The 25,014-nt window shown below is 69.2% G+C and carries 17 protein-coding genes and 1 pseudogene; 6 read left to right on the top strand and 12 right to left on the bottom strand.

All coding sequences use genetic code 11. The features are described from left to right. Window positions 1-26: 26 nt before the first annotated feature. A complete protein-coding gene (locus FB471_RS36060; protein WP_483964216.1) occupies window positions 27-506 on the bottom strand; it encodes an RICIN domain-containing protein in 480 nt (159 codons plus the stop codon). Between the two features lie 1,197 nt (window positions 507-1,703). Between FB471_RS36060 and FB471_RS11190 the strand changes: the two genes are divergently transcribed. Then, entirely contained in the window at window positions 1,704-3,245 is a 1,542-nt protein-coding gene (locus FB471_RS11190) for a S8 family peptidase (RefSeq protein WP_211358009.1), read from the top strand. A 369-nt stretch (window positions 3,246-3,614) separates the two neighbouring features. Here the strand turns inward: FB471_RS11190 and FB471_RS11185 are convergent, their stop codons facing one another. Together FB471_RS11185 and FB471_RS11180 are read right to left on the bottom strand one after the other, a co-directional pair. Continuing rightward, a complete protein-coding gene (locus FB471_RS11185) occupies window positions 3,615-4,070 on the bottom strand; it encodes a hypothetical protein (RefSeq protein WP_141997572.1) in 456 nt (151 codons plus the stop codon). Then, window positions 4,067-4,672 (bottom strand): hypothetical protein, encoded by a 606-nt coding sequence (locus FB471_RS11180; RefSeq protein WP_141997569.1) that lies wholly within the window; start codon window positions 4,670-4,672, stop codon window positions 4,067-4,069. Before FB471_RS11180 ends, FB471_RS11185 begins: the two co-directional genes overlap by 4 nt. A 404-nt stretch (window positions 4,673-5,076) precedes the next feature. On the opposite strand from FB471_RS11180, the gene FB471_RS11175 reads away from it, so the two are divergent. Then, window positions 5,077-6,324 carry an NsdA family TPR-like regulatory protein gene (locus tag FB471_RS11175; protein WP_141997567.1) on the top strand — a complete coding sequence of 416 codons (1,248 nt, stop codon included), beginning with the start codon at window positions 5,077-5,079 and terminating at the stop codon, window positions 6,322-6,324. 31 nt (window positions 6,325-6,355) lie between these two features. After that, a complete protein-coding gene (locus FB471_RS11170; protein WP_246076348.1) occupies window positions 6,356-7,225 on the top strand; it encodes a phosphotransferase family protein in 870 nt (289 codons plus the stop codon). 55 nt (window positions 7,226-7,280) lie between these two features. On the opposite strand, the gene FB471_RS11165 is transcribed toward FB471_RS11170, so the two are convergent. Beyond that, complete coding sequence (locus FB471_RS11165) at window positions 7,281-11,015, bottom strand: multifunctional oxoglutarate decarboxylase/oxoglutarate dehydrogenase thiamine pyrophosphate-binding subunit/dihydrolipoyllysine-residue succinyltransferase subunit (RefSeq protein ID WP_141997565.1); 3,735 nt, start codon at window positions 11,013-11,015, stop codon at window positions 7,281-7,283. Between the two features lie 383 nt (window positions 11,016-11,398). On the opposite strand from FB471_RS11165, the gene FB471_RS11160 reads away from it, so the two are divergent. The 3 genes and pseudogenes from FB471_RS11160 to FB471_RS11150 all read left to right on the top strand — a co-directional run bounded on the left by FB471_RS11160 (window position 11,399) and on the right by FB471_RS11150 (window position 13,390). Beyond that, window positions 11,399-12,766: a PepSY-associated TM helix domain-containing protein gene (locus tag FB471_RS11160; protein ID WP_142001768.1), complete on the top strand. Its 1,368-nt coding sequence runs from the start codon at window positions 11,399-11,401 to the stop codon at window positions 12,764-12,766. Continuing rightward, window positions 12,763-13,101 (top strand): annotated as a pseudogene (locus FB471_RS35925) (DUF5134 domain-containing protein); the annotation flags it as partial. The gene FB471_RS11160 and the pseudogene FB471_RS35925, both read left to right, overlap by 4 nt. Before the next feature lie 31 nt (window positions 13,102-13,132). After that, a complete protein-coding gene (locus FB471_RS11150) occupies window positions 13,133-13,390 on the top strand; it encodes a DUF5134 domain-containing protein (RefSeq protein ID WP_141997563.1) in 258 nt (85 codons plus the stop codon). A gap of 86 nt (window positions 13,391-13,476) precedes the next feature. Here FB471_RS11150 and FB471_RS11145 read toward each other — a convergent pair whose 3' ends face one another. The 8 genes from FB471_RS11145 to FB471_RS11110 form a co-directional block, all read right to left on the bottom strand. Then, the gene (locus tag FB471_RS11145) at window positions 13,477-17,247 is read right to left on the bottom strand and encodes an ABC transporter ATP-binding protein (protein WP_425457053.1); all 3,771 of its coding nucleotides are present in this window, start codon (window positions 17,245-17,247) and stop codon (window positions 13,477-13,479) included. A gap of 261 nt (window positions 17,248-17,508) precedes the next feature. Next, window positions 17,509-18,390 (bottom strand): ABC transporter permease subunit, encoded by an 882-nt coding sequence (locus FB471_RS11140; protein WP_141997560.1) that lies wholly within the window; start codon window positions 18,388-18,390, stop codon window positions 17,509-17,511. Beyond that, window positions 18,390-19,436 carry an ABC transporter ATP-binding protein gene (locus FB471_RS11135; RefSeq protein ID WP_141997558.1) on the bottom strand — a complete coding sequence of 349 codons (1,047 nt, stop codon included), beginning with the start codon at window positions 19,434-19,436 and terminating at the stop codon, window positions 18,390-18,392. Before FB471_RS11135 ends, FB471_RS11140 begins: the two co-directional genes overlap by 1 nt. Before the next feature lie 559 nt (window positions 19,437-19,995). Continuing rightward, window positions 19,996-21,099, bottom strand: coding sequence for an alanine dehydrogenase (gene ald, locus FB471_RS11130; RefSeq protein ID WP_141997556.1), 1,104 nt, complete (start codon window positions 21,097-21,099; stop codon window positions 19,996-19,998). Between the two features lie 114 nt (window positions 21,100-21,213). Then, window positions 21,214-22,779 (bottom strand): PucR family transcriptional regulator, encoded by a 1,566-nt coding sequence (locus FB471_RS11125; RefSeq protein ID WP_141997554.1) that lies wholly within the window; start codon window positions 22,777-22,779, stop codon window positions 21,214-21,216. Between the two features lie 11 nt (window positions 22,780-22,790). After that, window positions 22,791-23,321, bottom strand: a complete 531-nt coding sequence (locus FB471_RS11120) for a hypothetical protein (protein WP_141997552.1) — start codon at window positions 23,319-23,321, stop codon at window positions 22,791-22,793. Between the two features lie 310 nt (window positions 23,322-23,631). Next, entirely contained in the window at window positions 23,632-24,129 is a 498-nt protein-coding gene (locus FB471_RS11115; RefSeq protein WP_246076346.1) for a hypothetical protein, read from the bottom strand. Between the two features lie 135 nt (window positions 24,130-24,264). Beyond that, on the bottom strand, window positions 24,265-24,855 hold the full coding sequence (locus FB471_RS11110; protein WP_141997548.1) for an SACE_7040 family transcriptional regulator: 591 nt from the start codon (window positions 24,853-24,855) through the stop codon (window positions 24,265-24,267). Window positions 24,856-25,014 lie beyond the last annotated feature (159 nt).

The following is a 25,014-nucleotide window of genomic DNA, read 5'->3' as shown; positions in this document are numbered from 1 at the left end:
TGGGGCGTCCCTACCGGGACGTTTTGCTAGTGTGCGAACGAAGGACCCCATACTTGATAACCGGAACCGTTACATGCAAAACCCCGCAAGCCGTAAGCAACACTGTCATCGACACACCGGCCGGTAGCGTTGTTCCGGAAACGTCTTAGGGCCTCCCCACCATGGTCGGGTCCGCCGGGCATATTGCGAAACTCTTGGTAGTCACCGCCATTGCACGGGTAGCTCCGCAAGCCGTATCTAAAGCTGTCATCAAGGCATCGACCTGTCTTGATATTTTTTATTATCACATAGGTTCTGTTTTCTGTGAAAGAAAGCTCCCACTCCTGCCATGCACCGTAATTGCAGGTGTAAGGCCGAAGGCCGTACGCAAAACTGTCATCGAGGCACCGGTCGGTGTTTTCGTTTTTCAGGTCGTTCCATTCGTCTGCTGATGCGCTGGTTGAAAGTCCGGCGACTAGTAACAGAGTGCCAATCAGAGTAGATACGAAGCGCTTCACGGAACGCATACTCATCCCCCTATGTTGCGACGACAGACGAGCTGATTAATCCCAGACATGCCATTTCTGATACGATGAATCGTTGCATGAGTAGCTCCGCAATCCATAGGCGAAACTGTCATCGACACATCGATCAGTAACCTCGTTTCGAAGGACAACGTTAAGAACATTTCCGCTGTCATCGAAAAACTTCTGGTATCTGGAATTGTTGCAGGAGTACGCTCGCAGGCCGTACTTGTTACTGTCGTCCAGGCATCGGCCCGTTTGGACGTTCGCGAATGTGAGTAGTCCGTGGGCGAAATATTTGTCCCACTTTTGCCAATCAGAGCCATTGCATGGATAAGAGCGAAGGCCATACGCAAGGCTATCGTCAATACAACGATCGGTCTTATCGTAGTTAAATATATCGACTGTGTTGACGTAGTCGGCGGTATCCGACATGTCCGCAAGGGCGGTACCCGGGACAACTCCGACAACGAGCAATAATGAACCGAACAAACTTGCCGCCACGCGGCTCGCAAGACGCAATTGCTCCCCTTTCGCCTTCGAGATTCGTGGTCGCAATGACGTTTTTGGCAAAAAATTACATGTAGTAATGGGCTTGCGTCAAGGGTTCACGTCGCCGCCGGGCCGTCCGTGGCGGTGTACGCCTGGCTGAACACGTCCGGCACCGAGCGCGGGGTCGATGGTGCTTAACCCGTTCGGCAGAGGTCGGATAGGCTGAACGGACGCCGACTGGTGTTGCGACCACGCCGAAGGGCCTTTTGACCACCCGGATGGTCGCTCTGTCGAATCCGGCATGGCTCGTGTATGGATGACGAGGGTATCGAGGTGAAAACCCTACTTTCGGACGGGTCCGTTGGAGTGTAGCCGTATTACCGGCATGGCCGATAATCGTCCGTTAACGCAAGAGTTAACGTCACGATGCGTCCTGAACGCCGTGAGCCGATCCGCTGTTTTCCCTTGGTACGCCACTCTTTTTCTAGTCCGTAGGCAGGCTAGGTAACTGTCCGTCGCCCTACCTCGCGGCGCGCGTAATATCAAGATCTTCCCTCGGGTAAGGGGCGGACTTACGCTGTGCTGACACGTTCATGTTGAACGTGTTCTACCCCTAGAGACGGGCGGCTTGTCACCCGGGCCGTCCAGTCGACCCTGCCTAGGAGGAATGATTCTGTGCGGGAAATCAGGAGAAACACAAGAAGGGGCGTGGCGGGCCTCGGTATCACCGCTGCCGCGGCCGTGGTCACGGCGCTGACCGCGAATGCCCCGGCGGCAGCCGCCGAGGGCACGATTCTCGGCGCGGGCGGCGCCGACGCGATCGACGGCAGTTACATCGTCGTGCTCGAGGACGGTCTCTCGACCCAGTCGGTTCACTCCCTTGCCGAGGAGTACGGCGGCACCGTGCAGCGGACCTACACCAGCGCCCTGCGCGGGTTCGCGGCGACGATGAGCGAGACACAGGCCAAGCGGGCGGCGGCGGATCCCGCGGTGGCTTATGTGGAGCAGGACCGGGTCGTCACCCTGTCCGCGGACCAGCAGAACCCGCCGTCCTGGGGACAGGACCGGGTCGACCAGCGTGATCTCCCGCTGGACGACGTGTACAGCTACAGCACCGAGGCCGGCAATGTCAGCGCCTACATCATCGACACCGGGATCCGGACCTCGCACAACGACTTCGGGGGCCGTGCCCGGCACGGCTACGACTTCGTGGACAACGACTCCAACGCGACCGACTGCAACGGGCACGGTACCCACGTCGCGGGCACGGTCGGCGGTTCCGCGCACGGCCTCGCCAAGGGCGTCACGCTGTACGGCGTGCGGGTGCTGGACTGCCAGGGTTCCGGCAGTTACTCCGGCGTGATCGGCGGCATCGACTGGGTGACCGACAACGCCGCGAAGCCCGCGGTGGCCAACATGAGCCTCGGCGGCGGCGCCTCGACCTCGGTGGACAACGCCGTGCGCAACTCGATCTCCTCCGGCGTGACCTACGCGCTGGCTGCGGGTAACGACTACGGCGCCAACGCCTGCAACACCTCGCCCGCCCGTACCCGGGAGGCGATCACCGTCGGCTCCACCACGAGCAGCGACTCCCGGTCCGGGTTCTCCAACGTCGGTGACTGCCTGGACATCTTCGCCCCCGGCTCGAGCATCACCTCGACCTGGATCGGCGGCGACAACGCCACCAACACGATCAGTGGTACCTCCATGGCTACCCCGCACGTGGCCGGTGGCGCGGCGCTGTACCTCGCGGACAACCCCTCGGCGAGCCCGCAGCAGGTGCGCGACGCGCTGGTGGAGAACGGCACCAAGGGCAAGGTGGGCAACCCGGGCTCCGGCTCGCCCAACGTGCTGCTCTACACCGGCAGCGGGGGCAGCAACCCGCCGGACCCGGAACCGACCGACTGCGACCCGGTCAGCAACGGCAGCCAGGTGGACATCCCGGACGCCGGTGCCGCGGTGACCAGCTCGGTGACCGTCTCCGGCTGTGACCGCGCCGCCTCCGCCGACGCGAAGGTGGAGGTGCACATCCAGCACACCTACCGCGGTGACCTGGTGATCGACCTGGTGGCGCCGGACGGCAGCAGCTACCGGCTGAAGAACAGCGGCTTCGACTCCGCCGATGACGTGCACGAGACCTACTCGGTCAACCTGAGCGGCGAGGATGCCAACGGCACCTGGAAGCTCCAGGTACGGGACGTGTACCAGCGCGACATCGGCCACATCGAGTCCTGGACCCTCACCCCGTGATCGATCCGGCCTGAGTTGCCGGTGCAGGTCTCACGTACCGGCGTCCCACCCGGGGCGCCGGTACGTTCTTGCCTGAAAGGAAGGAACGAGCCCGCCAAGTCGTGCATGACCCGCCGGACGATCGCGCGTGCGTCATCGCCCTGTGCCGCGAGCGGCCAGAGCGCGTCGGCGATGCGGCCGTAGAGCCGAGATGGTCGGCGACCGACCGGGGTGGCCCAGCGGATGTCTTCGCCCGCGTCGGAACAGTTCCGCGTTGATCGCCGAGTAGTCGCCTTGACACTCCTGGCGCCACGACGAGACTGAGACACCGGCCAGTAACCCGGCCGGCGTTTCGGGCTCATGCGTCGTCCAGGTCATGGAGCAGGGGTGTCAGCGGCCGGTCCGGTAGTGCTCGGGAAGGCTCTCGGTAAAGCGGGTGTGCTCGGCGCACTGGGCGGTGGTGACGAACTCGCCGAACACGACGAGGTTACCCCCCGGGGCGTGAGCGGCAGCGTAAACATCTTCCCCGCGGGCAGCCTGCAGCAGGAACTCCAGCCGCACCCGCTGCCAGTCGCCCGCGTCGCCGATCGGCACCCACCGACGTCGATCGGGCGCCCACAGCGCCACATGTATCGAGGACGCAGGCAACTGCCGGGTGATCCAGCCGGACACCGCATGGGGTGTGCACAGCGTGACGTGCGGCGGTAGCGTCAGCCGCCTCGCACGTTCCTCGTCCGTGGGTGCCGCCGGCACGGCGCCCGGAGCGCGATAAGCGTGCCAGTGCACCCCCTCGGCACGCCAGGGCGGCGCCTGGACGATCCGTTCGGGCCGCATCGACGCGATCACCTCGGCTCCGGGCGGTCGAGTGCCGCCATCAACGCGGCCTGTGCGGCGTCGCCGTCCCCCGGGCACCAGCCGGTCTGCTCTGGAGAGGTCCACCAGCGCAGCTGCCCACCAGGCAGCGGAGTGGGTGGCAGGGCCACCACTGAGCCCTGCTCGGCCAGCCGGACACCCGGCACCCGCCGCAGCCGGAAACCCGGCCTGACCAGCAACCAGGCGCGGGCTCCCACCCCGAACACCGGCGCCTTCGCGTGGAACAGCGCACCATGTTGCAACGCGCGGCCGACCAGGGGTGTCGGGGCCGACACGACGTCGAAGTCGGCCCCAGCCCTGGCCAGGATCGTGTAGGGAGCCACACTCCACCAGGACGATGCCTGCCGGGGCTGGCCGAACGACCGGCCGGACAGCATCACCGGGACCAGCCCGTCGACCGGGGTGGGCACGTGGCCGAGCGTGTACCGCTGCCCGTCCCACACGCTGCCAGGCAATACCCGCCACCCGTGGGTCACGTACCTCACGGCTGCCGCCCGCAACCGGTGATGCGGCTGATCGAGTGGTTCGGTGCCGCCGTCCCTTGCCGGCCAGTCGAGCTCATCGAGCGGGTTCATCGGCACCCCTGTCCCGCTGTGTACCGGGACCGGCCGCCCCGGATGTGATCGCCGCCCCGGGGGAGTCGAGCGGCGCCGAGGCGGCCGGAGAACGAGAGGCGAACATCGCGGTCGAACGCAGTTCGCGATCACGACCGTCATATTCATCCGAAACCGGGTGATCGGCAGTCACGTTATTCAGCCGTATTGGGTGCTGTCCTGTCGCCATGTCTCAAGAGTCGGCTTTCCGATGTCTTCAGAAGAGGGCACGTTGTGGGGCATCAAGCAGGCTGCCCAGGGCATTCTGGCTGGCAGGGGCGATAGACTCCCGTCTGCCCAGCGAAGGGAGTTGCGTGGCCACACCGAATTCAAGGTTGCGGCAACGGCGTGAAGTCACGCCATCGCGGCATTGTCCCGGCGAATGCATGAGCCGTACCGAACTGGCCGAAGCCGTCAACGGATACCTGTGGGAGACGCGGGGACGGCGTTATGACCTCGACGGCCATGCTGTGGCTCGCTATGAGCGAGGTGCGGTTCGGTGGCCGAGTGCACACTACCGGGAAGCGTTCCGAGCCGTTCTCGGCGTCGACACCGACGCGGACCTCGGGTTCCGGCCCACTCGACGGGGCAGCACAGCTGCCGCCCCCGATGAGGTGCTGTTGACGCGGGTGAATTGCGACGCGGCGGTCGATCTCGACCTCGGCGTCGGTCCTGCCGAGTTTCTTGCTCGAACCAGGGTGGAGACCCCGGTTCCGACGTGCATCGGATGGATCGACGTCGAGCATGTCCGGTCCGCCACCCGCGCCGTAGCCATGTCGGAGAACCTGTTCGGAGGTGGGCTTTCCTGCGAAGCGGCGGCAGCACAGCTCGGCTGGGCGGGAAATCTCCTGGAAGCACGTGCCGACGATGATGTACGTCGTGCCATTCTGGAGGCTGTCGGAAACCTCAGCGGTGTTGTCGCCTTTTCGGCGTTCGACATCGCGGACTATGACGCGGCCGACCGGTATTTTCGTTTCGCGCTGTGGTGTGCGAGCCGGAGTGGATCGTGGTCGTTGCGGGCGAGCACACTCGCCGACATGGCTCGTAAAGCTGCCTACGTCGGCGATCTCGATGGCGCGATATCGTTGATCGAGTTCGCGCAGGTACGTGCGGACAGGGTCTCCGCCACCGCGCGCGCCATGATGGGGTCCGTCCGAGCGCGTCTCCTCGCGCTGGTGGACAGGCACGAGGAGGCACGTGATGACGTCAGGCGTGCGGACGCGTGCTTTGCCGCGCGCGTCCCGGGAGATGATCCTCCCTGGCTGTGTTACTACGACGAGGCCGAACATCAAGGCAGTACCGGTAAGGCAATGATTCCGGTCGCAAAGAAGACGAACACGCCGGACCTGGCTGCGCCACGCCTGGCCGCCGCCGTCCAATTGCAGGACGCGCACTATCCACGCTCGCGAGCGTTCTCCCGAATCCGGCTGGCCGCGCTCACCATGGCGGTCGGCGATCCTCGCGAGGCCGCAACGATCGGCCGGCAAGCGCTTGTCGACGCTGCTCCGCTGAGGTCCCAGCGGCTCGTCAATGAATTGCACGGGTTCGCACGCCTGGCGGAACAGCGCACGGACATCGATGACGTCGCCGAGCTGCGGCGGGACATCGCCGCACTGACGCCGCCCCTAACCTGAGAACATCGACGTCGTGGCACCGGACCCCGCAATGACCGATGATGTGCTCCTCGCGGCGGCACAAGCCGCAAGATTGGATGTCAACGGCGCCGAACTGATCCGCGATGGTTCGAACGTGATGTATCGGCTTCGCGGTGACATCGTTGCGCGAATCGGCAAACCAGGTACTCAGCGGACAGCGGACCTCGAAGTACGGGTGTCCCGATGGCTGGCGCGTTCGGGCATCACCACGGTGCGCGCCTTGGACGGCGTTCAGCAGCCGGTCGACATCGAGGACCGACCGGTGACCTGGTGGCGGCTGCTGCCCAAGCATCGCGCGGCGACTACGGCGGAGCTGGGAGCAGTGCTCCGCGAACTGCACACCCTGCCCGTGCCGGATGACCTCGACCTGCCGGTCTTTGACCCGTTCGCGGGGCTCGGTCGGCGTATCGAGCATGCGCCCGGGCTGGACGGTGGCGAGCGTTCCTGGTTGGCTGGGCACCTCGCGTGGTTGCGCGAGCGGTACGGACGGTTGCCGTCGGCGGGGCCACCGCGAGTGATCCACGGCGACGCATGGCAAGGCAACGTCGCGGTACCCGAGTTCGGCCGACCCGTCCTGCTCGATCTGGAGCATGTCTCACTCGGCGGTGCAGACTGGGACCTGATCCAGATCGCGGTCGACCACACCGACTTCGCCAGGCTCGGCGCGGCGGACTATCGGTCGTTCGTGGCCGCCTATGGCGGGCACGATGTCACCGTGGTTCCTGGCTACCGCACGATGGCCGATATCCAGGAACTCCGCTGGGTGTGTTTCGTCCTGAGCAAGGCGCACACCAGCGATCGTGCGGCGACGGAAACCCGCCACCGGATCGCCTGCCTGCGCGGCGAGGTACCGCGCCCGTGGTCCTGGACGGCGTTCTAGCCGGTGTGAACGGGGGTGTGCCGGACGGTGATCTGCCGTCCGGCACACCTGTGTCCTAGCTGAAGGCCTTGTCGATGAGGGCCTTCTGCTCCACGTCGTGCACCTTCGAGGAACCAGCGGACGGCGCCGCCATCGGGCGCCTGGCCGCTACCTGGAGAGCGGAGAAGGACTCGGGCAGCTTGCGGGGCAGGTTGAGGCCGAAGAAGGGCCATGCGCCCTGATTCTCCGGCTCTTCCTGGGTCCACATGACCTCGCGGGCATTCGCGTACCGCTCGATCGCGGCCTGCAGCTTCTTCTTCGGCAGCGGGTAGTACTGCTCGACCCGCACCAGTGCCACGTCGTCGATCTCCCGCTTGCCGCGCTCGGTCAGCAGCTCCCAGTACAGCTTGCCGGAGGTCAGCAGCACCTTGCGAACCTTGGCCGGGTCCACCCCGTCGTCGTCGATGACGGAGAGGAACTTCGACTGGTCGGTGAAGTCGGCGACCTCGGACTTCACCAGCTTGTCGCGCAGCAGCCGCTTCGGGGTGAAGACCACCAGCGGCCGGTTCACCCCGTCCAGCGCGTGCCTGCGCAGCAGGTGGAAGTAGTTCGCGGGGGTGGACGGAACCGACACCGTCATGGAGCCCTCGGCGCACAGTTGCAGGAACCGCTCGATCCGGCCGGAGGTGTGGTCCGGGCCCTGACCCTCGTGGCCGTGCGGCAGCAGCAGCACCACGTCGGACAGCTGGCCCCACTTCGCCTCACCGGAGGAGATGTACTCGTCGATCACGGTCTGCGCGCCGTTGACGAAGTCGCCGAACTGCGCTTCCCACATCACCAGTGCCTCGGCATTGGCCACCGAGTAGCCGTACTCGAAGCCGACGGCCGCGTACTCCGACAGCGCCGAGTCGTAGATCATCACCCGGCCCTGGTTCTCCGCGAGGTGCTGCAACGGCGAGTACTCCCGGCCGGTCTTGCGGTCGATCAGCACCGAGTGCCGCTGGGTGAAGGTGCCGCGCCGGGAGTCCTGCCCGGACAGCCGCACCAGCCTGCCCTCCATCGCCAGCGAGCCGAACGCCAGCAGCTCGCCGAAGGCCCAGTCGATACCACCCTCGCGGGTCATCTTGTACCGCCGCTCCAGCACCGGCTTGACCCGGGGGTGCGGGGTGAATCCCTCCGGCAGGTTGACGAACGCGTCGCCGATCCGCTCGACCATCTCCCTGGTGACCGCGGTCGGTACCTTGGCCGGCACCTGCTGCTCCTCCTCGACCGAGGGGCTCGGTGCGATCGGATGCTTCTCCAGTTCACGCACCTCGTTGAAGACGTGCTCGAGCTGGCTGGAGAAGTCCCGCAGCGCCGCCTCGGCCTCGTCGACCGAGATGTCCCCGCGGCCGATCAGCGACTCCGTGTACGTCTTCCGCACGCTGCGCTTGGTGTCGATGATGTCGTACATCCCGGGCTGAGTCATCGAGGGATCGTCGCCCTCGTTGTGGCCGCGCCGCCGGTAGCAGATCATGTCGATCACGACGTCCTTGTTGAACGCCTGGCGGTAGTCCACGGCGAGCTGGGCCACCCAGTACGCGGCCTCGGGGTCGTCCCCGTTCACGTGGAACACCGGGGCCCCGATCATCTTCGCCACGTCGGTGGCGTACTGCGTGGACCGCGCGTTCTCCGGCGCCGTGGTGTAGCCGACCTGGTTGTTGATGATGAGGTGCACGGTGCCACCGGTGCGGTACCCGCGCAGCAGCGCAAGGTTCAGCGTCTCGGCGACCACGCCCTGCCCGGCGAACGCGGCGTCCCCGTGCAGCAGGACCGGTAGCACGGTGAAGCCCTCACCGCCCTTGTCCAGGATGTCCTGCTTGGCGCGGGCGATGCCCTCCAGCACCGGGTCGACGGTCTCCAGGTGCGAGGGGTTGGAGGCCAGCGACACCTTGGTCTCGCCGTCGCCGAACATCCGGAAGTACTTGCCCTCGGCGCCGAGGTGGTACTTCACGTCCCCGGAGCCGTGCGCCTGGCCGGGGTCGAGGTTGCCCTCGAACTCCTGGAAGATCTGCGCGATCGGCTTGCCGACGATGTTGGCCAGCACGTTCAGCCTGCCGCGGTGCGGCATGCCGATCACGACCTCGTCCAGCTCGTGCTCGGCCGCCTTGTCCAGCACGGTGTCCAGCAGCGGGATCACCGTCTCGCCGCCTTCGAGGGAGAACCGCTTCTGCCCGACGTACTTGGTCTGCAGGAAGGTCTCGAAGGCCTCGGCCGCGTTCAGCTTGGACAGCACGTACTTCTGCACCGCGGGGTCGGGCTTGTCGTGCGGGATCTCCACCCGGTCCTGGATCCAGCGCCGCTCGTCCGGATCCAGGATGTGCGTGTACTCGATGCCCACCGTGCGGCAGTAGGAGTTGCGCAGCACGCCGAGCACGTCGCGCAGCTTCATCCGCTCCTGGCTGGCGAACCCGCCGACCGCGAACTCCCGGTCCAGGTCCCACAGGGTCAGCCCGTGCGAGAGCACGTCCAGGTCCTCGTGCCTGCGTTGCCGGTAGTTCAGCGGGTCGGTGTCGGCCATCAGGTGGCCGCGCATCCGGTATGCCTCGATCAGCTCGATCACCCTGGCCGTCTTGTCGACGGCGCCCTCCGGGATGTCCTCGACCCAGCGCACCGGCTCGTAGGGCAGCCGCAGCGAGGTGAAGATGTCGTCGTAGAACCGGTCCTCACCGAGCAGCAGCGCGTGGATCCGCTTGAGGAACTCACCGGACTCCGCGCCCTGGATGATCCGGTGGTCGTAGGTCGAGGTCAGCGTCATGATCTTGCTCACGCCGAGGTCAACCAGGGTCTTCTCACTGGTGCCCTCGAACGCGGCCGGGTACTGCATGGCGCCGACCCCGATGATCGCGCCCTGGCCGGACTGCAGCCGCGGCACCGAGTGGTTGGTGCCGATCCCGCCGGGGTTGGTCAGCGAGATGGTGGTGCCCGCGAAGTCGTCCGCGGTGAGCTTGTTGTTGCGCGCCTTACGGACGATGTCCTCGTACGCCTGCCAGAACTGCAGGAACGTCATGTTCTCGGTGTTCTTGATGGACGCCACGACCAGGGTGCGGGAGTCGTCCTTGCCCTTCATGTCGATGGCGAGACCGAGGTTGATGTGTTCCGGGCTGACCGCGTGCGGCTTGCCGTCCACCAGCTCGTAGTGCCGGTTCATGTTCGGGAACTGGTGCAGCGCGCGGACCATCGCGTAGCCGATCAGGTGGGTGAAGGAGATCTTGCCACCCCTGGTCCGCTTGAGGTGGTTGTTGATCACGATCCGGTTGTCGGCCATCAGCTTGGCCGGGACCGCCCGCACGCTGGTCGCCGTCGGGACGCTCAGCGAGGCGTCCATGTTCTTCGCGATCGCCGCCGCGGCGCCGCGCAGTGCCTTGCGCTCGGTGTCGTCCGAGGTCGTCGACGCCGCCGAGCTCGCGGCCGGCTTCGCGGGTGCCGCCTTGGCCTGCGTGGGCTGCTGTTCCCTGGCCGGGGCCTGCTGGGTGGGCCGGGCCTGCTGGGCAGGCTGCTGCTGTGGCTTCGGCTCGGCCTGCTCCTTCGCCGGGGCCTGCTGTGCCGCGGGCTGGGCCGGCGCGGCCGAGGCCTGGCCGTTCTGCGAAGTGCTGTTCGTCTCACCCGACGGGGTCGATGTCGACTGCCCGGCCTGCGTCGGCGTGAAGTCGGCGAAGAAGTCGTGCCAGGCGGCATCTACTGAGGAGGGGTCGGCGAGGAACTGGTCGTACATTTCCTCGACGAGCCATTCGTTGGGGCCGAACTGTGACGCAGGGCTGCTGCTGGACACGGCAGAGACTCGCCTCTATCCATACTCGATCTGGTGTCTGTGGTGTTGCCTGCGCGTGGGAGGACCCGGGTGGTCAGGCCGTGACACCCGTATCCGACTGCGCGCTTACCAGGCTAACCCCCTTGCGTGGCTCAGTGTCAGCGAACTCGGTCAACCCCACACCGGGGAGTACGACGTGCGCCACTGAATCGATTATGAACGCCGCTGGGGCCGGTGACTACCGGCTGCGCGTGGACTCCGCGGACTTCGTTGCCGAAGCCATGGACGTGCTGCTGCTGGGCGCCCGCGAGCCGCGGGTGATCTGAAGGAGCGCACGAGAACCGCTGGAACTCGACGGCGTCGCTCGCCGACTCATGAGTGACGTCGAGGTGTCGGAGGGCGGTATGCCGGTATCGGAGCGGGAGGCTGGGCAGTCCCCCGCCGGGGATCCGGTGCGGCCCGGCACGGGCTGGGCCGCGTTGCGCCCGTTCGCGCTGCGGCTGCACTTCTACGCGGGAGTGTTCGTCGCGCCGTTCCTGCTGGTCGCCGCGGTGACGGGGCTGCTCTACGTCTTCACCCCGCAGCTGGAGGACGCGGTCTACGACCACGAGCTGCATGTGCCCGCCACGCGGGGCGAGCTGCCGCTGGCCGAGCAGGTGGACCAGGCCAGGATGACCGTTCCGGACGGCCGGGTGACCGCCGTGCGGCCTGCTCCGACGCCCACCGACACCACTCAGGTGATCTTCGACCGGGCGGGTCTCGAACCGAGCTTCCACCACACCGTGTTCGTGAACCCGCACAACGGCGAGCTGCGCGGCAGCCTGGAGACCTACGGTTCGGGGCAGGCCCTTCCGCTGCGTACCTGGTTCGACCAGCTGCACCGTAACCTGCACCTCGGCGACCCGGGGCGGATCTACACCGAGCTGGCCGCCAGCTGGCTGTGGGTGATCGTGCTCGGCGGCCTGGTGCTGTGGCTCGGCAGGCGCCGCAGGGAACGCAGGCTGCGCCGCACCCTGCTGCCCGAGGGCGGTGGTCCCGGGCGCAAGCGGTTGCTGTCCTGGCACGGCGCGGTCGGCCTGTGGTCGGCGCTCGGGTTGCTGTTCCTCTCCGCCACCGGGCTGACCTGGTCGCTGTTCGCCGGGGTGAACATCGGTGACCTGCGTGCCGAGCTGGACTGGACCACCCCATCGGTTGCCACCGATGTCGCCCAGCTCGACGGCCCCGACGTCGGTATCGACGCGGTGCGGGCGACCACCGCGGCCGCAGGGTTGTCGGATCCGGTGGAGATCCGCCCTTCCGCCGGACCCGGCGACGCGTACGTGGTGCAGCAGATCCAGCGGCACTGGCCGGAGAAGCAGGACTCGATGGCCGTCGACCCGGCGACCGGCCGGATCACCGACACGCTCCGGTTCGAGGACTACTCGCTGGGGGCGAAGCTCGCCAGGTGGGGCATCGACGCGCATATGGGCTTCCTGTTCGGCTGGGTGAATCAGCTCGCGCTGCTCCTGCTGGCCGGGGGCCTGATCTGCCTCATCGTCTGGGGCTACCGGATGTGGTGGCGGCGCAGGCCGCCCGGCGGCAGGCTGGGCAGGCCGCCGCCGCGTGGGGCCTGGCGCCGGGTGCCCGCGCGGGTACTCGCACCGTTGCTGGTGGCGGCCGCGGTGATCGGCTGGTTCCTCCCGGTGTTCGGGGTGTCCCTGCTGCTGTTCGTGCTGGTCGACCTCGCGCTCGGAGCCAGGGCGGCCCGCGCGGGGGCGGCGGGAGCGCGATGATCCCCGACTTCGGCCTGACCCTGCTGCTCACCGTCGCCTTCGCCGGTGCGGCTGTCTGGTACGCCTGCCGGTGCGTGCGCGCCTCCCCGCTGGCCTGGGTGGGCGACCTGCTGCACCTGGTGATGTGTGCCGCGATGATCGCGATGCTGTGGCCGTGGGGTACGGACCTTCCGGTGCTGCCGCAGGCGGTCGGCTTCGGCGTGGCGGGCGTCTGGTTCCTCGCCATGGCGGTGCTCGGCCCGGTGCGGGCGCACGAGGGCGGCCGGCTCGCCCAGGTGCATCACGCGCTGATGATGGCGGCCATGGTCTGGATGGTCGCCGCCATGCCGCCCGCCACGCACGCGGCACCCGGCGCGGGCGCGGCGGGTGGCCACGCGGCACACGGCGCAACCGGCTCGCCGGACCCCGGCCCGCCCGCGGGGGGGGGTCCTGCTCGTCGGGCTGCTGGTGACCGTGGTGTTCCTCGGCTGGGGCCTGTGGTGGCTGGCCAGGGCGATCGACGCCGCGCGCGAGTACGTGCCTTCCACGGTCGATGGCGTGCTCGGCACGCGGGCGCTGACCTCGGCCGCGCATGCCGTGATGAGCCTCGGCATGGCGGTGATGGCGTTCGCCATGGCGGTGTGACCGGACCGCATGGTGGCCCCGCGCCACGCGCCGGCCTGTCCCGAACGTGTCGTCAAACCGGCCTACGTCTCCGGTACCGGTACCGGTCAGCTCGCCGCCGCGGCGTCACCGAGCCGCCACAGCCGGGCGTAGTGGCCGCCTGCCGCCAGCAGCTCCCCGTGTGTTCCCTGCTCGATGATCCGGCCGTGGTCGAGCACCACGATCCGGTCGGCGCGCGCGGCCGTGGCGAGCCGGTGGGCGACGACGAAGGTGGTGCGCCGCGTGGTGAGCTGATCGGTGGCCCGCAGCACCGCCGTTTCGGTGGCGGGGTCCAGCGCCGCGGTCGCCTCGTCCAGCAGCAGGATGTCCGGGTCCACCAGCTCGGCCCGTGCCAGGGCGACCAGCTGGCGCTGCCCGGTGGACAGCGCCCTGCCACGCTCGCCGACCTCCTGATGGAAGCCCGACGGCAGGGCCGCGATGCCGTCCAGCGCGCCGACCGCCCGTACCGCGGCCTCCACCTCGGGGTCGGTCGCCGAGGGGCGCCCGTACCGGATGTTGTCGGCCACCGTGCCGGTGAACAGGTGCGGTTCCTGCCCGACGACGCCCAGCCTGCCGCGCAGCCCGGCCAGGTCGTAGTCCCGCACGTCCACCCCGTCCACCCGCACCACGCCGCCGGTCACGTCGTAGAACCTCGCGACCAGCTTGACCACAGTGGACTTGCCCGCGCCGGTGGCGCCGACCAGCGCCACGGTCGAACCGGCGGGCACGTCCATCGACACCCCGGCCAGCGCGGGGGTCTCGGTGCCGGGGTAGTGGAAGTCCACCCCGTCCAGGGTCACCTCGCCGCGCAGCCGGGCGGGCACCTCGATCGGATCGGTCGCCTGCGGCACCGAGGTCGGGGTGCGCAGCAGGTCCCCGATCCGGCGCAGCCCGACCTTCGCCTGCTGGTAGCCGTCGAACACCGAGGAGAGCTGCTGGATGGGGGAGAAGAACATGCCCAGATACAGCAGGAAAGCCAGCAACACACCCGGGGTCAGCGTCCCGGCCGCCACCCGGTGCGCGCCCACGACCAGCACCACCGCCTCGGCGACCCCGGACAGCATCGCCACGAACGGGAAGTACGTCGCGACGTAGCGCTGTGCCCGCAGCCGGGAGCGCCGGTAGGCGTCGCTGCGCGAGGCGAACGCCTGAGCCGAACGCTCCTCCCTGCGGTAGGCCTGCGCCACCCGTAGCCCGGTGACGTTCTCCTGCATGTCCGCGTTGACCACGCTGACCCGCTCGCGCGCCTCGGTGTAGGCGGCCGAGGCCAGCCGGCGGAAGATCACCGTCGCCACCACCAGCACCGGCAGCACGGCCAGCGCGTACAGCGCCAGGGTCGTGTCGGTGATCAGCAGGGCGGCCGTGATCCCGGTCAGGGTCAGCACGCTGACCACCGCGTCGGCCAGCCCGGTCTGCAGGAACGTGGACAGCGCGTCCACATCCGTGGTCATCCGGGTCATGATCTTGCCGGAGAGCTCGCGCTCGTAGTAGTCGAGCCCGAGCCGTTGCAGCTGCGCGTAGCTGCGCACCCGCAGCAGGTACAGCACCGACTCCCCGGCCCTGGCGGTGGACTTGGTGCGGGCGGCGATGACCACCCAGTCGATCGCGATCACCAGCGCACCGACCCCGGCCATCAGCAGCACCACCGAGGCCGCGCCCGCGTTCACCCCGTGGTCCACCCCGCGCTGGTACAGGGCGGGCAGCGCGATGGTGGCCAGCGCGTCCAACCCGACCAGCAGCACCACCAGCGCGAGCAGGCCGCGCACCGGGCGCAGCAGCCGGCCCAGCCGGAAGTCCGGATCCGGCGCGGCCGGGTCGACCGAACCCAGTTCCGGGGTGTCCCGCACCGGGGGCAGCTTGCGTACCCCCTCGACCAGTTCCGGCGTCGGCGGCACCTCGCCGGAGGCTCGCGGGGTCCGGGTTCCGGCGATCCCGGCAGGCTCGTCCGCGTCCCCCTGGTCGGGCCACAGGGCGGGGGTGACACCCGATTCGTCCGGCACCGCGGGCGCGCGCCGCCGCACCTCGTCCAGGCTGTCCCCCGGGCCGGACACCAGGTCCCGGAACAGCGGGCAACGTGCCTCCAGTTCGGCGGCCGTGCCGACGTCCACCACCCTGCCCGCGTCCAGCACGGCGATCCGGTCGGCCAGCGCCAGGGTGGAGCGGCGATGCGCGATCAGCAGGGTCGTCCTGGTCCGGGTCACCGCGCGCAGGGTGTCGTGGATGGCCGCCTCGGTCACCGTGTCCACGGCCGAGGTCGCGTCGTCCAGGATCAGCACGCGCGGATCGGTGATCAGCGCCCTGGCCAGCCCGAGCCGCTGGCGCTGCCCGCCGGACAGGGTCAGGCCGCGCTCGCCGACCTGCGTGCCGTAGCCGTCCGGGAGCTCGGTGATGAACTCGTGCGCCTCGGCGGCCTTCGCCGCGGCGACGATCTCCTCCTCGCTCGCGTCCGGCCTTCCGTAGGCGATGTTGTCCCGGACCGAGGAGGAGAACAGGAACGCCTCCTCGAACACCACCCCGATCGCGGCACGCAGCTCGGCCAGCCGCAGCCCACGCAGGTCCGTGCTCGCGCCGGGCGGGCCGAGCCGGACCGAACCGGAGTGCGGGTCGTAGAACCGGGGCAGCAGCAGGGAGACCGTGGATTTGCCGGATCCCGCCGTGCCGACCAGCGCCAGGGTCTCGCCGGGGCGGGCATGCAGGGACAGCCCGTCCAGCACCGGGTCGGACCGGGTGTAGCCGAACCGGACGCCGGAGAACTCGATCTCCAGCGGGCCGTCCGGGACCCGCAGCGCGCCGGGCCGGTCGCGCACCTCGGGCTGCGCGTCGATCAGCTCGTACACCCGCTCCGCCCCGGCCCGGGTGAGCTGGGCCTGCACGACCAGGCTGGCCAGCATGCGCGCCGGGCCGACCAGCGCGGTGACGTAGGTCGCGAACGCCAGGAAGGTGCCGAGGCTGATCTGCCCCTGCATCACCAGCAGCCCGCCGAAGCCCAGCACGGCGACCTGACCCGCGCCCGGCAGCGCGGAGGTGGTCGCCGTGGGCACCGCGGACAGCCGCGCCGAGCGCATCCGCTCCCCGAACAGGGTCCGCGCCGTCCCGGCCAGGCGCCCGGTCTCCCGCCGTTCCTGGCCGAAGCCCTTGACCACCCGGACCCCGGTGACGGTCTCCTCCACGTGCTGCGCCACGTCCGCCGCGCGTTGCTGGGCCGACCAGGTGGCCGGAAACAGCCTGCGCCTGCTCACGGCCACCACGAGGGCCACCGCGGGCGCGACGACCAGCGCGATCAGGGTGAGTGCGGGGGAGAGCACCAGCATGGCGGCCAGCGCGAGCAGCACGAATATCACCGAGCCCGCGGAAAGCGGCACCTGCATGAGGATGCCGGTCACCAACTGCAGGTCGGTGATCGCCCGGGAGGCGACCTGGCCGGTGCGCAGCGAGTCCTGCTTCCCGCCGTCCAGCCGGGACACCGCGGCGAACACCGCGCGGCGCAGGTCGTGCTGCACGTCCAGGGCGAGCCTGCCGCCGAGGTAGCGGCGGGCGAAGGCGCCACCGAAGGTCAGCAACTGCAGCCCGACCAGCGCCAGCGCCAGCCAGCCGAGGTTCCCGGTCCGCCCGGCGACGGCGTCGTCCACCGCCGTCTTGACCAGCAGCGGGGCCGCCGCCTGTAGGCCGGTGCCCAGCATGGCGGCACCCAGTGCCAGCACGACCAGCACCGGATGCCGCCAGCAGGCCGCGGCCAGCCGGCGAATCCAGCCGACTGGCCGGGCTTCGCCGGCAAGGGGCTGCGACCGGGGTGGTGGCTGCTCGCGGGCGCGCGGTGGGGCGGTACTGGCCTCGGTCACCCCGCCAGGTTATGCGTGACCAGCCGGGCTCGGCTGGCTCAGTGCCTGTTCCTCAACGCGCGACACGACCGGCTCGGCCGGGCTCGGACTTCGGTCACGGCCGTCACGTCCGCAGGCCGTGCGCCCGGCCTCCCCGCTCGTGAGCTGTTCGCCGCTGAGCGCTGTGGCGCGTCAGCGTCTCGGTTTGGGTGGTGGTGGGAGACGGGCGGGCGCGTTCTTCCGCTCGCCTCGGGTACCCGAGTCCGGTTCAGGAACAGGCTCTCAGGTGATGTCCCTGCGCTGGTTGGCGGCCCAGGCGCCGGCGAAGAAGACCATCGTCCAGGCGAAGAAGATCAACGCGGAGGCCCACCAGGAGAACACACCGGGAGCGCCGGCCGCGAGCTGCAGCCCCAGCTTGTCCATGTTGTCGACGTTGTCCGGCAGGTTCAGCGAGTCCAGCTTGAAGGCGTCCGCCGCGATCCCGCCGACGATCCCGTTCGCCGTGCCGTTGGGCAGGATACCGCCGAGCACGTCGGTGGTGCTCCACAGCAGCAGCACCAGGACGTTCTCCAGCACCAGCATGTAGCCCAGCAGCAGGATCACCGCCAGGGTGACCTTGTTCAGCACCGCGCCGACGCCGATCCCGAACAGCGTCACCAGGACGTAGGCGAGGATGGTGCCGCCGAGCGCGGCCAGCCACTGCCCTCCGCTGGGCAGCCGGTCCCCGTCCACCGTCGCCAGGGTGGCCAGCGCGGCGACCCCGAAGCTGAGCACGCCGTACATCGCGCCCCAGACGATGTAGGTGATCATCTTCGCGCTGAGCGCGGACACCCGGTTCGGCGCGGTCAGGAACGTGGTGGTGATCGTCTTGTTCCGGTACTCACCTGCCAGCGCGAACACCCCGAAGATCGCCGGGATGAGCTGCGCGATGTTCACCCCGTGCGCGATCGCCAGCAGGCCGACCGGGAACTCACCGGGGTCGAGGCCGATGGCCGCGGCGATCTCGGCGGCCGTGCCGCTGCCGATGTAGTCGACGAAGTCGTTGGTGGCCGATCCCCAGCCGTAGGACATCCAGAACGCCACCAGGACCAGCGGGATGATCAGCACCCACCAGGTGTTCAGCGTGAGCGTCTTGCGGAACTCGGCCTTGATCAACCGGCCCATCAGCGCGGACCTCCCCAACCTTGCTGGTAACCCTGTTGCTGCGGCGGCTGCCCGCCGGGTGGTGGGCCACCCCAGCCGCCCTGCGGCGGCGGTGGCTGCTGGTACTGCTGGTACTGCGGGGTCTGTGGGAGTTGCGAACCGGCGTACTGGCCGCTGGTCAGTTGGAAGAACAGCCGCTCGAGATCGGCACGCTCCTCCTGCATCCCGTACACCGCGATCCCGGCCTTCGATGCCAGGTCGCCGATCTGCTGGGTGGTGGCCCCGGTCACCGCCACCCGGCCGTCCTGGGTCGGCTCGACCTGGTTGAACCCGTTCTCCCGCAACGCGGTGACCAGAGCGTTCGCGTCGGCGGGCTGCACCAGCACCCTGGACTGCTGGCTGCCGCGCAGCTGGTCGAGCGAGCCGTAGTACCTGGTCATCCCGTGGCTGATGATCACCACCTGGTCGATGGTCTGCTCCACCTCGGCCAGCAGGTGACTGGACACCAGCACCGTGCGCCCCTGCTGGGCGTAGGACCGCAGGAAGGTCCGCAGCCAGGCGATGCCCTCCGGGTCCAGGCCGTTGGCCGGCTCGTCCAGCACGAGCACCTGGGGGTCACCGAGCAGTGCCGTCGCCAGCGCGAGCCGCTGGCGCATGCCGAGCGAGAACCCGCCCGCCTTGCGGTTGGCCGCGGGGGTGAGCCCGACCAGCCCGAGCACCTGCTCGACCCGCTGGTCCGGCACCCCGACCGCGGCGGCGTAGACCAGCAGGTGGTTGCGCGCCGTGCGCTTGGGGTGGAAGCCCTCGTTCTCCAGCACCGACCCGACCACCGTCGCCGGGTTGCCCAGCTGGTCGTGCGGTCGCCCGTTCACCGTCGCGACGCCCGCGGTGGGGGTGACGAGGCCGAGCAGCATCCGCAGGGCCGTCGTCTTGCCCGCCCCGTTGGGCCCCAGGAAGCCGGTGACCGAGCCCGGCTCCACCGTGAAGCTGAGGTTCTGCACCGCTGTGACGGCTCCGAACTGCTTGGTGAGGTTCTGCACCACTATCCGGCCACTGCCGTCGTGCATACCTACCCCCTCGCTCTCCATCGCTGATCGAACGTGCGCCATCCTGCCGCACGGCGTCCTTGGACGGACGATGCCCACCTCCGGTTCCCCGGCGTGTCTCGCGACCGCGACGTTCACCACACACCGTCTTGAAAATTATCCGGACATACCTGATGTTCACCAAGTTTTGTCCGGGTGCGGGTGGATACGGCGACAAGTTATCCGGATCGCCTTCCGTGTGAGGCGCAGAGCACGAAAAAATCTGGGTAAGTTTGGGTCCCCGACGAGCGAACTCCGGCGGTTACTGCTTAGAATGGAACTCGGCGGCCCGCTCCCAGTGACCCCCAGGCTGGTTGAGCGGGCCGCCCCTTTGCTAGTCGCTCGCCTGGCGGCGAGCTCCCAGTGTCCCGTTTCGCTGTGGGGGCCGAGCCCCCCATGCCCCCCACACCCCCCACGGTGCGGGTTCCTCACCTTGGCAGGGTGGGCGCGTTGGCGGGACCAGCTCGGGAGTGGTTTCCGCCGGTGGACATATGAAAAGGGCCGGTGAGCTGGGATGCTCACCGGCCCTTTTCGTGGGTGCCTAGTTCACCGGGGTGTAGGTCAGGCCGTGCGCCTGTGCCACCGGCTCGTTGGCCAGCGCGCCCGCGTGCGTGTTCAGGCCCTTGGCCAGGCTTGGGTTGGCCTCCAGCGCGGCCTTCCAGCCGTGCTCGGCAAGCTGCACCGCGTACGGCAGGGTCACGTTGGTGAGGCCGTAGGTGGAGGTCCGCGGCACCGCGCCCGGCATGTTCGCCACGCAGTAGAACACCGAGTCGTGCACCCGGTAGGTCGGCTCGTCATGGGTGGTCGGGCGGGAGTCGGCGAAGCAGCCACCCTGGTCGATCGAGATGTCCACCAGGACGCTGCCCGGCTTCATCCGGCTGACCAGCTCGTTGGAGACCAGCTTGGGGGCCTTCGCGCCCGGCACCAGCACCGCGCCCACGACCAGGTCGGCCTCGATCACGGCTTCCTCCAGCGACAGCGAGTTGGAGGTAACCGTGCGAATCCGGCCGTTGAAGTCGTTGTCCAGCTGGCGCAGCCGGTCGACATTGGTGTCCAGTACCTCGACGTCCGCGCCGAGGCCCAGCGCGATCCGTGCGGCGTTCAGGCCGGCGACCCCGCCACCGATCACCACCACCCTGGCCGGGTGCACGCCGGGGATGCCGCCGGGCAGCACGCCACGGCCGCCGCTCGGCTTCAGCAACGAGTGCGCGCCGACCTGGGCGGCGAGCCTGCCCGCGACCTCCGACATCGGCGCGAGCAGCGGGAGCGCGCCGTCGGGCGTCTGCACCGTCTCGTAGGCGATCGCGGTGGTGCCCGCGGACAGCAGCGCCTCGGTCAGCGCGCGGTCGGCGGCGAGATGCAGGTAGGTGAACAGCACCTGGTCCGCGCGCAACCGCGGATACTCCTCCGCGACCGGTTCCTTGACCTTCAGGACCAGCTCGCCCTCGGCCCAGGTGTCCTCGGCCGTGGCGAGTACCTTCGCGCCCGCGGACAGGTACTCCTCATCGCTGATCGAGGAACCGACGCCCGCGCCGGTCTCGATGAACACGTCGTGGCCACGGCGGGTCAGCTCGTGCACTCCGGCCGGCGTCAGCGCGACGCGGTACTCGTGCTTCTTGATCTCCCGAGGGACGGCGATACGCACGGTTGTCTCCTGACGAACTCTGGGGTGTCGCTGCCCACGGTGAACCACCCGGACGGCGGTGTCATCGTGCCATCACAACAATCTTCCCCGTCCACCATGATGCCACGGTGACAGTCAGGACCAGCGAGTGGTGACGAGCTGGGTCAGCAGGGCCAGGCGGACGTCCGGGTCGTCGAGGTCGAGGGGTACCAGCTCGAGCAGCTTGCGCATGCGGTAACGCAAGGTATTCGGGTGAATACTCAGGGAACGGGCCGCCGCTCGCGGATCGCCGGGATGCCGCAGCCACTCGTACAGGGTGTCCATATAGCCGGTGCCGCCGGACTCGTCCCGCTCCCGGATGGCGGCGAGCGGCCCCAGCTCGGTCACCCCCGCGTCGCCCGCCGCCGTGGCCGCGCGGTGCAGGGTGAGTGCGGTCCATACCTCGTCGAACCCGGCGACCCTGCCCGCGACGATCCCGGTGCGCTGCAGGCCGAGGGTCTCCTCCGCCTGCGCCCGGGAGGTCGCCAGCTCGCCGAGCTCGACCGCGCCGCCCGCGGCCACCCGCAGCTCGTCCTCGTCCCCCGCCGAGGTGGCGGCCAACGCCTCGCGCAGCTCGGGCCAGCCGCCGGGACCGCCGTCGTCCGGCACCACCGCGTACAGCAGCCCGCCGAGGTCGGCCGCGACCGGCCTGCGGCCGATGCCCTGGGAGATCCGTTCCAGCAAAGCCAGCCGCAGCCCTTCGCCGCCGGGGGTGTCCCCGCCCGCGGTGTCGATGACCACCACCCGGTGCGGCCCCTCGGAGAGGTCGAGTTCGGCCATGGCGGTGCGCGGGCTCGCCTTGCCCTGCAGGACCGCGCGCAGCAACTCCGCCGAGGCCCGGCGCTGCGCGTCCGCGTGCGCTCGCCGGCGCAGCAGGTGCAGGGCGACCACCGGGGCGGCATCGGCGAAGGCGGCGGACCGCTCCTCGGAGACCGGCCCGGACACCACGGCCCACATCGAGCCGAGCAACTCGCCGCCCATCCGGATCGGCACGATCAGCCTCGGCAGCGTGCCGTCCCGCTGGGCGGGCACGAAGATGGTCTGCCTGCCACGGGACAGGTCCCGGAACACGCCCCGCGAGCGGAACTTCGCCAGCACGTCGTCCGGGATGCGCCGGCCCATGATGGTGGACACCCTGGCCGGGTCGGTGAGGTCCTGCCGCGCGGAGTACGCCAGCACCCTGGAGTTGGTGTCCTCGATGGTGACCGGGGCGTCCACCACCGAGGCGACCGCGTCGGCCAGCCGGAAGAGGTCCCCCGCCCCCGGGCCCGCGCCCTCGTCCAGGGACTCCGACTCGTCGGTGATCGCGTCCAGCACCGTGCGCAGCAGCCACACCAGCTGCGCCCAGGAGGTGGCCGCACGGACGCCGACCAACCCGATTGCCGCGGTTCTGGCCGCGCGCCGGATCGGCTGTGCCTCGGCCAGCGGTTGCTTGAGCAGCACCGCCGCCGCGCCCCGCTCCGCGCTGTGCCGGAGCAGGTCGACGGCCTGGGCCTGCTCGGTCACCGCCACCGCGAGCACCAGGTCGCCCGCCGCGAGGTGCCCGGGCGAACCCGGCTCGGCGATCACCACGTCGGCCACCGACGGACCCCGCTCCGGCAGGTACACCGCGTGCAGCAGGGTGGGGCCGACGCGATCGACCACACTGCGCAGGGAGCCCATCGGCCGGTAGCCTACCCGCCGGCGCCGACCCCGGCCGGGTCACGACGCCGCCGCCGGTCCGGATGCCAGCGGGACTTACCCCACGGGGTGAAAACGGACAACAGGGTGGCGGTGAGCAGCAGGGTCAGCCCCGCGCTCATCGCGGTCACCACGATCACCTGGCCATCGCCGAGCTCGCCGCGGGCCGCGGCCCGCGCTCCCTCGACGAACTCGGGCACGACCGCCAGGTTCCCGCCGAGGAACAGCGCCACCGTCAGCACCAACTTCGCCAGCACCCAGTAGTGCCGCACCAGCCCCCACCTGGTGCCGAGGCCGAGCAACACCCCGGTCCCCAGCGCCAGCAGGCTGGCCGGGAAGTAGAAGGTCCCGCCGAGCCAGCCGGCGGCGATCTGGCTGCTGCTGATCGTCGCCGGATCCGTGCTGGTCAGGCCGAGCACGCCGAGGCCGAGGATGGACACCTCGACCCCGATCCAGCCCACCGAGCCGACCACGTGCGCGAACAGCAGCCACCGCCGCCCGCGCCGCCGCAACCGCCATGCCATGCCGCCTCCCGAGAGGGTTGTTCAGAACGACCCGGTGACCGCGGGCCGCCAGGCCCGTGCGAGCGGTCGTTGCAGGTGACAGCATTGGCGACGCACGCTACGAACCTGAATAACCCGACTTTTGAGTAAGACACCGGATCCACCGTGTCCCCGATGGATCCCAGGATCGGCCGATGGGTGGGGCCGCGTCGTCGTGCCGCAGGCGGCATCCGGACCTACGCCCGGTGCGGTACGGCGTGGGCGCTACGGCGTGCGCACTCGCCCGCGGGGCCGTCGACCAGGACCCCTCGATCCGTTCTCGGCACCCCGTTCAGTCCGCGAGAGCTTCGGCGATCCACTCGGTGACCGGCAGCTCCCGTTCCAGGCACTCGGTGGACAGCCGGATCGTCCAGCGCAGCGCCTGCAGCAGCAGGCTGTCGACCTCATCCGGTGCGGCGTTGGCCAGGGCGATCTCGACCTGCTCCGCGGCGGCCTCGGTGTTGCCGTGCACCTCGGCCAGCAGCGTCCGCACGGCCGTGCGGACCGGCGGCTCGGCCTGGTCGATGGACACCTCCGCGCCTTCGGAGTCGAACACCTGGACCTTGACCGGAGCGGTTCCGCCGTCGCTGAGGGCTGCCACCATCGCGCTGCATTCGCCGAACAGCAACAGCATCAGCTCCCGCGTCTCGGCCGACCGGCTCGCCGGCTCGGTCGCCGAAGGGGCGACCTGCTGGAGCGCCTCGGCGTCCTGGCCGAGCCGCATGGCGAGCAGCGCGCGTTGCGCTTTCCGGACGAGTCGCGGTTCTTCCTCGCTGTGGTGGGGCTGCACGTGCCTATCAAACACCAGTGCCGGCGCCGGTGACATGGCCACAGGCCCGGCCGTCCGTCGCGAGTCGATCTGCTAGGACCCGGGGTGAGAAGATGAGTGGGCCAGGTGCTGCTCGGCGCGCTGCCGCGACACGAGCTAGCGCGCCGCGTGCAGGGCCCCCAGCGCCAGCCGCCCGAGCAGCCCGGCCAGCTCCTCGTCCGGCAGGTGCCTGCTGTGCGGCGTCGAGTTGATCAGCCCGAACACCGCATGGGCCGCGGAGCGGGCGCGCGCCTCGTCCAGGCCATGCACCGCGGACTGGATGGCCTCCACCCATACCTCGACGTACCGCCGTTGCAACGCGCGCACCTGCTTGCGGTCGGGGTCGGTGAGGTTGGCCAGGTTGCGTTCCTGCACCGTGATCAGCGCCGGGTGGCGCAGGGCGAAGTCCACGTGGAACCGGACGAGTTCGACCAGCGTGTTCTTGGCCGCGCCCGCCTGCTCGGTTCTGGCCTTGCCGCCGTCGAGCAGGAACTGGCTGATCGAGCTCAGCATCTCGCCGAGCATGGCGTCCTTGCTCCGGAAATGCCGGTACAGCGCGGGCCCGGAGATCCCGACCGCCGCGCCGATGTCGTCGATCCCCACCCCGTGAAAACCGTGCCGGGCGAACAGCTCGGCCGCGGCGGCCAGGATCTGCTCGCGGCGGCTCGCCTTCTCGCCGTTGACGAGTGGGTCGGGATGCGATGGCATCGCCTCATCCTAGAGGTTGTGGTTAGCGATCGCTAACACCTCGCTACCGCGCACGCCGGAGCGGGTAGTGACCCTGGCTACGGCCGTTACGACGTAAGTTCTGCACCAAGTGGGTTATGGCGGTGGCGGATCCTTTCTTGCCGACGAATCAACTGGTAT

The organism is Amycolatopsis cihanbeyliensis (assembly GCF_006715045.1).
Classification (GTDB): Bacteria; Actinomycetota; Actinomycetes; order Mycobacteriales; family Pseudonocardiaceae; genus Amycolatopsis; species Amycolatopsis cihanbeyliensis.
This window is presented reverse-complemented; position numbering and strand designations above follow the sequence as displayed.

Coding starts and splice junctions, on each gene's coding strand:
- FB471_RS36060 (WP_483964216.1), bottom strand. CDS start 506: ATGCGTTCCGTGAAGCGCTTCGTATCTACTCTGATTGGCACTCTGTTA.
- FB471_RS11180 (WP_141997569.1), bottom strand. CDS start 4,672: ATGAACCCGCTCGATGAGCTCGACTGGCCGGCAAGGGACGGCGGCACC.
- FB471_RS11175 (WP_141997567.1), top strand. CDS start 5,077: ATGAGCCGTACCGAACTGGCCGAAGCCGTCAACGGATACCTGTGGGAG.
- FB471_RS11170 (WP_246076348.1), top strand. CDS start 6,356: ATGACCGATGATGTGCTCCTCGCGGCGGCACAAGCCGCAAGATTGGAT.
- FB471_RS11160 (WP_142001768.1), top strand. CDS start 11,399: ATGCCGGTATCGGAGCGGGAGGCTGGGCAGTCCCCCGCCGGGGATCCG.
- FB471_RS11140 (WP_141997560.1), bottom strand. CDS start 18,390: ATGGGCCGGTTGATCAAGGCCGAGTTCCGCAAGACGCTCACGCTGAAC.
- FB471_RS11135 (WP_141997558.1), bottom strand. CDS start 19,436: ATGCACGACGGCAGTGGCCGGATAGTGGTGCAGAACCTCACCAAGCAG.
- FB471_RS11125 (WP_141997554.1), bottom strand. CDS start 22,779: ATGGGCTCCCTGCGCAGTGTGGTCGATCGCGTCGGCCCCACCCTGCTG.
- FB471_RS11120 (WP_141997552.1), bottom strand. CDS start 23,321: ATGGCATGGCGGTTGCGGCGGCGCGGGCGGCGGTGGCTGCTGTTCGCG.
- FB471_RS11110 (WP_141997548.1), bottom strand. CDS start 24,855: ATGCCATCGCATCCCGACCCACTCGTCAACGGCGAGAAGGCGAGCCGC.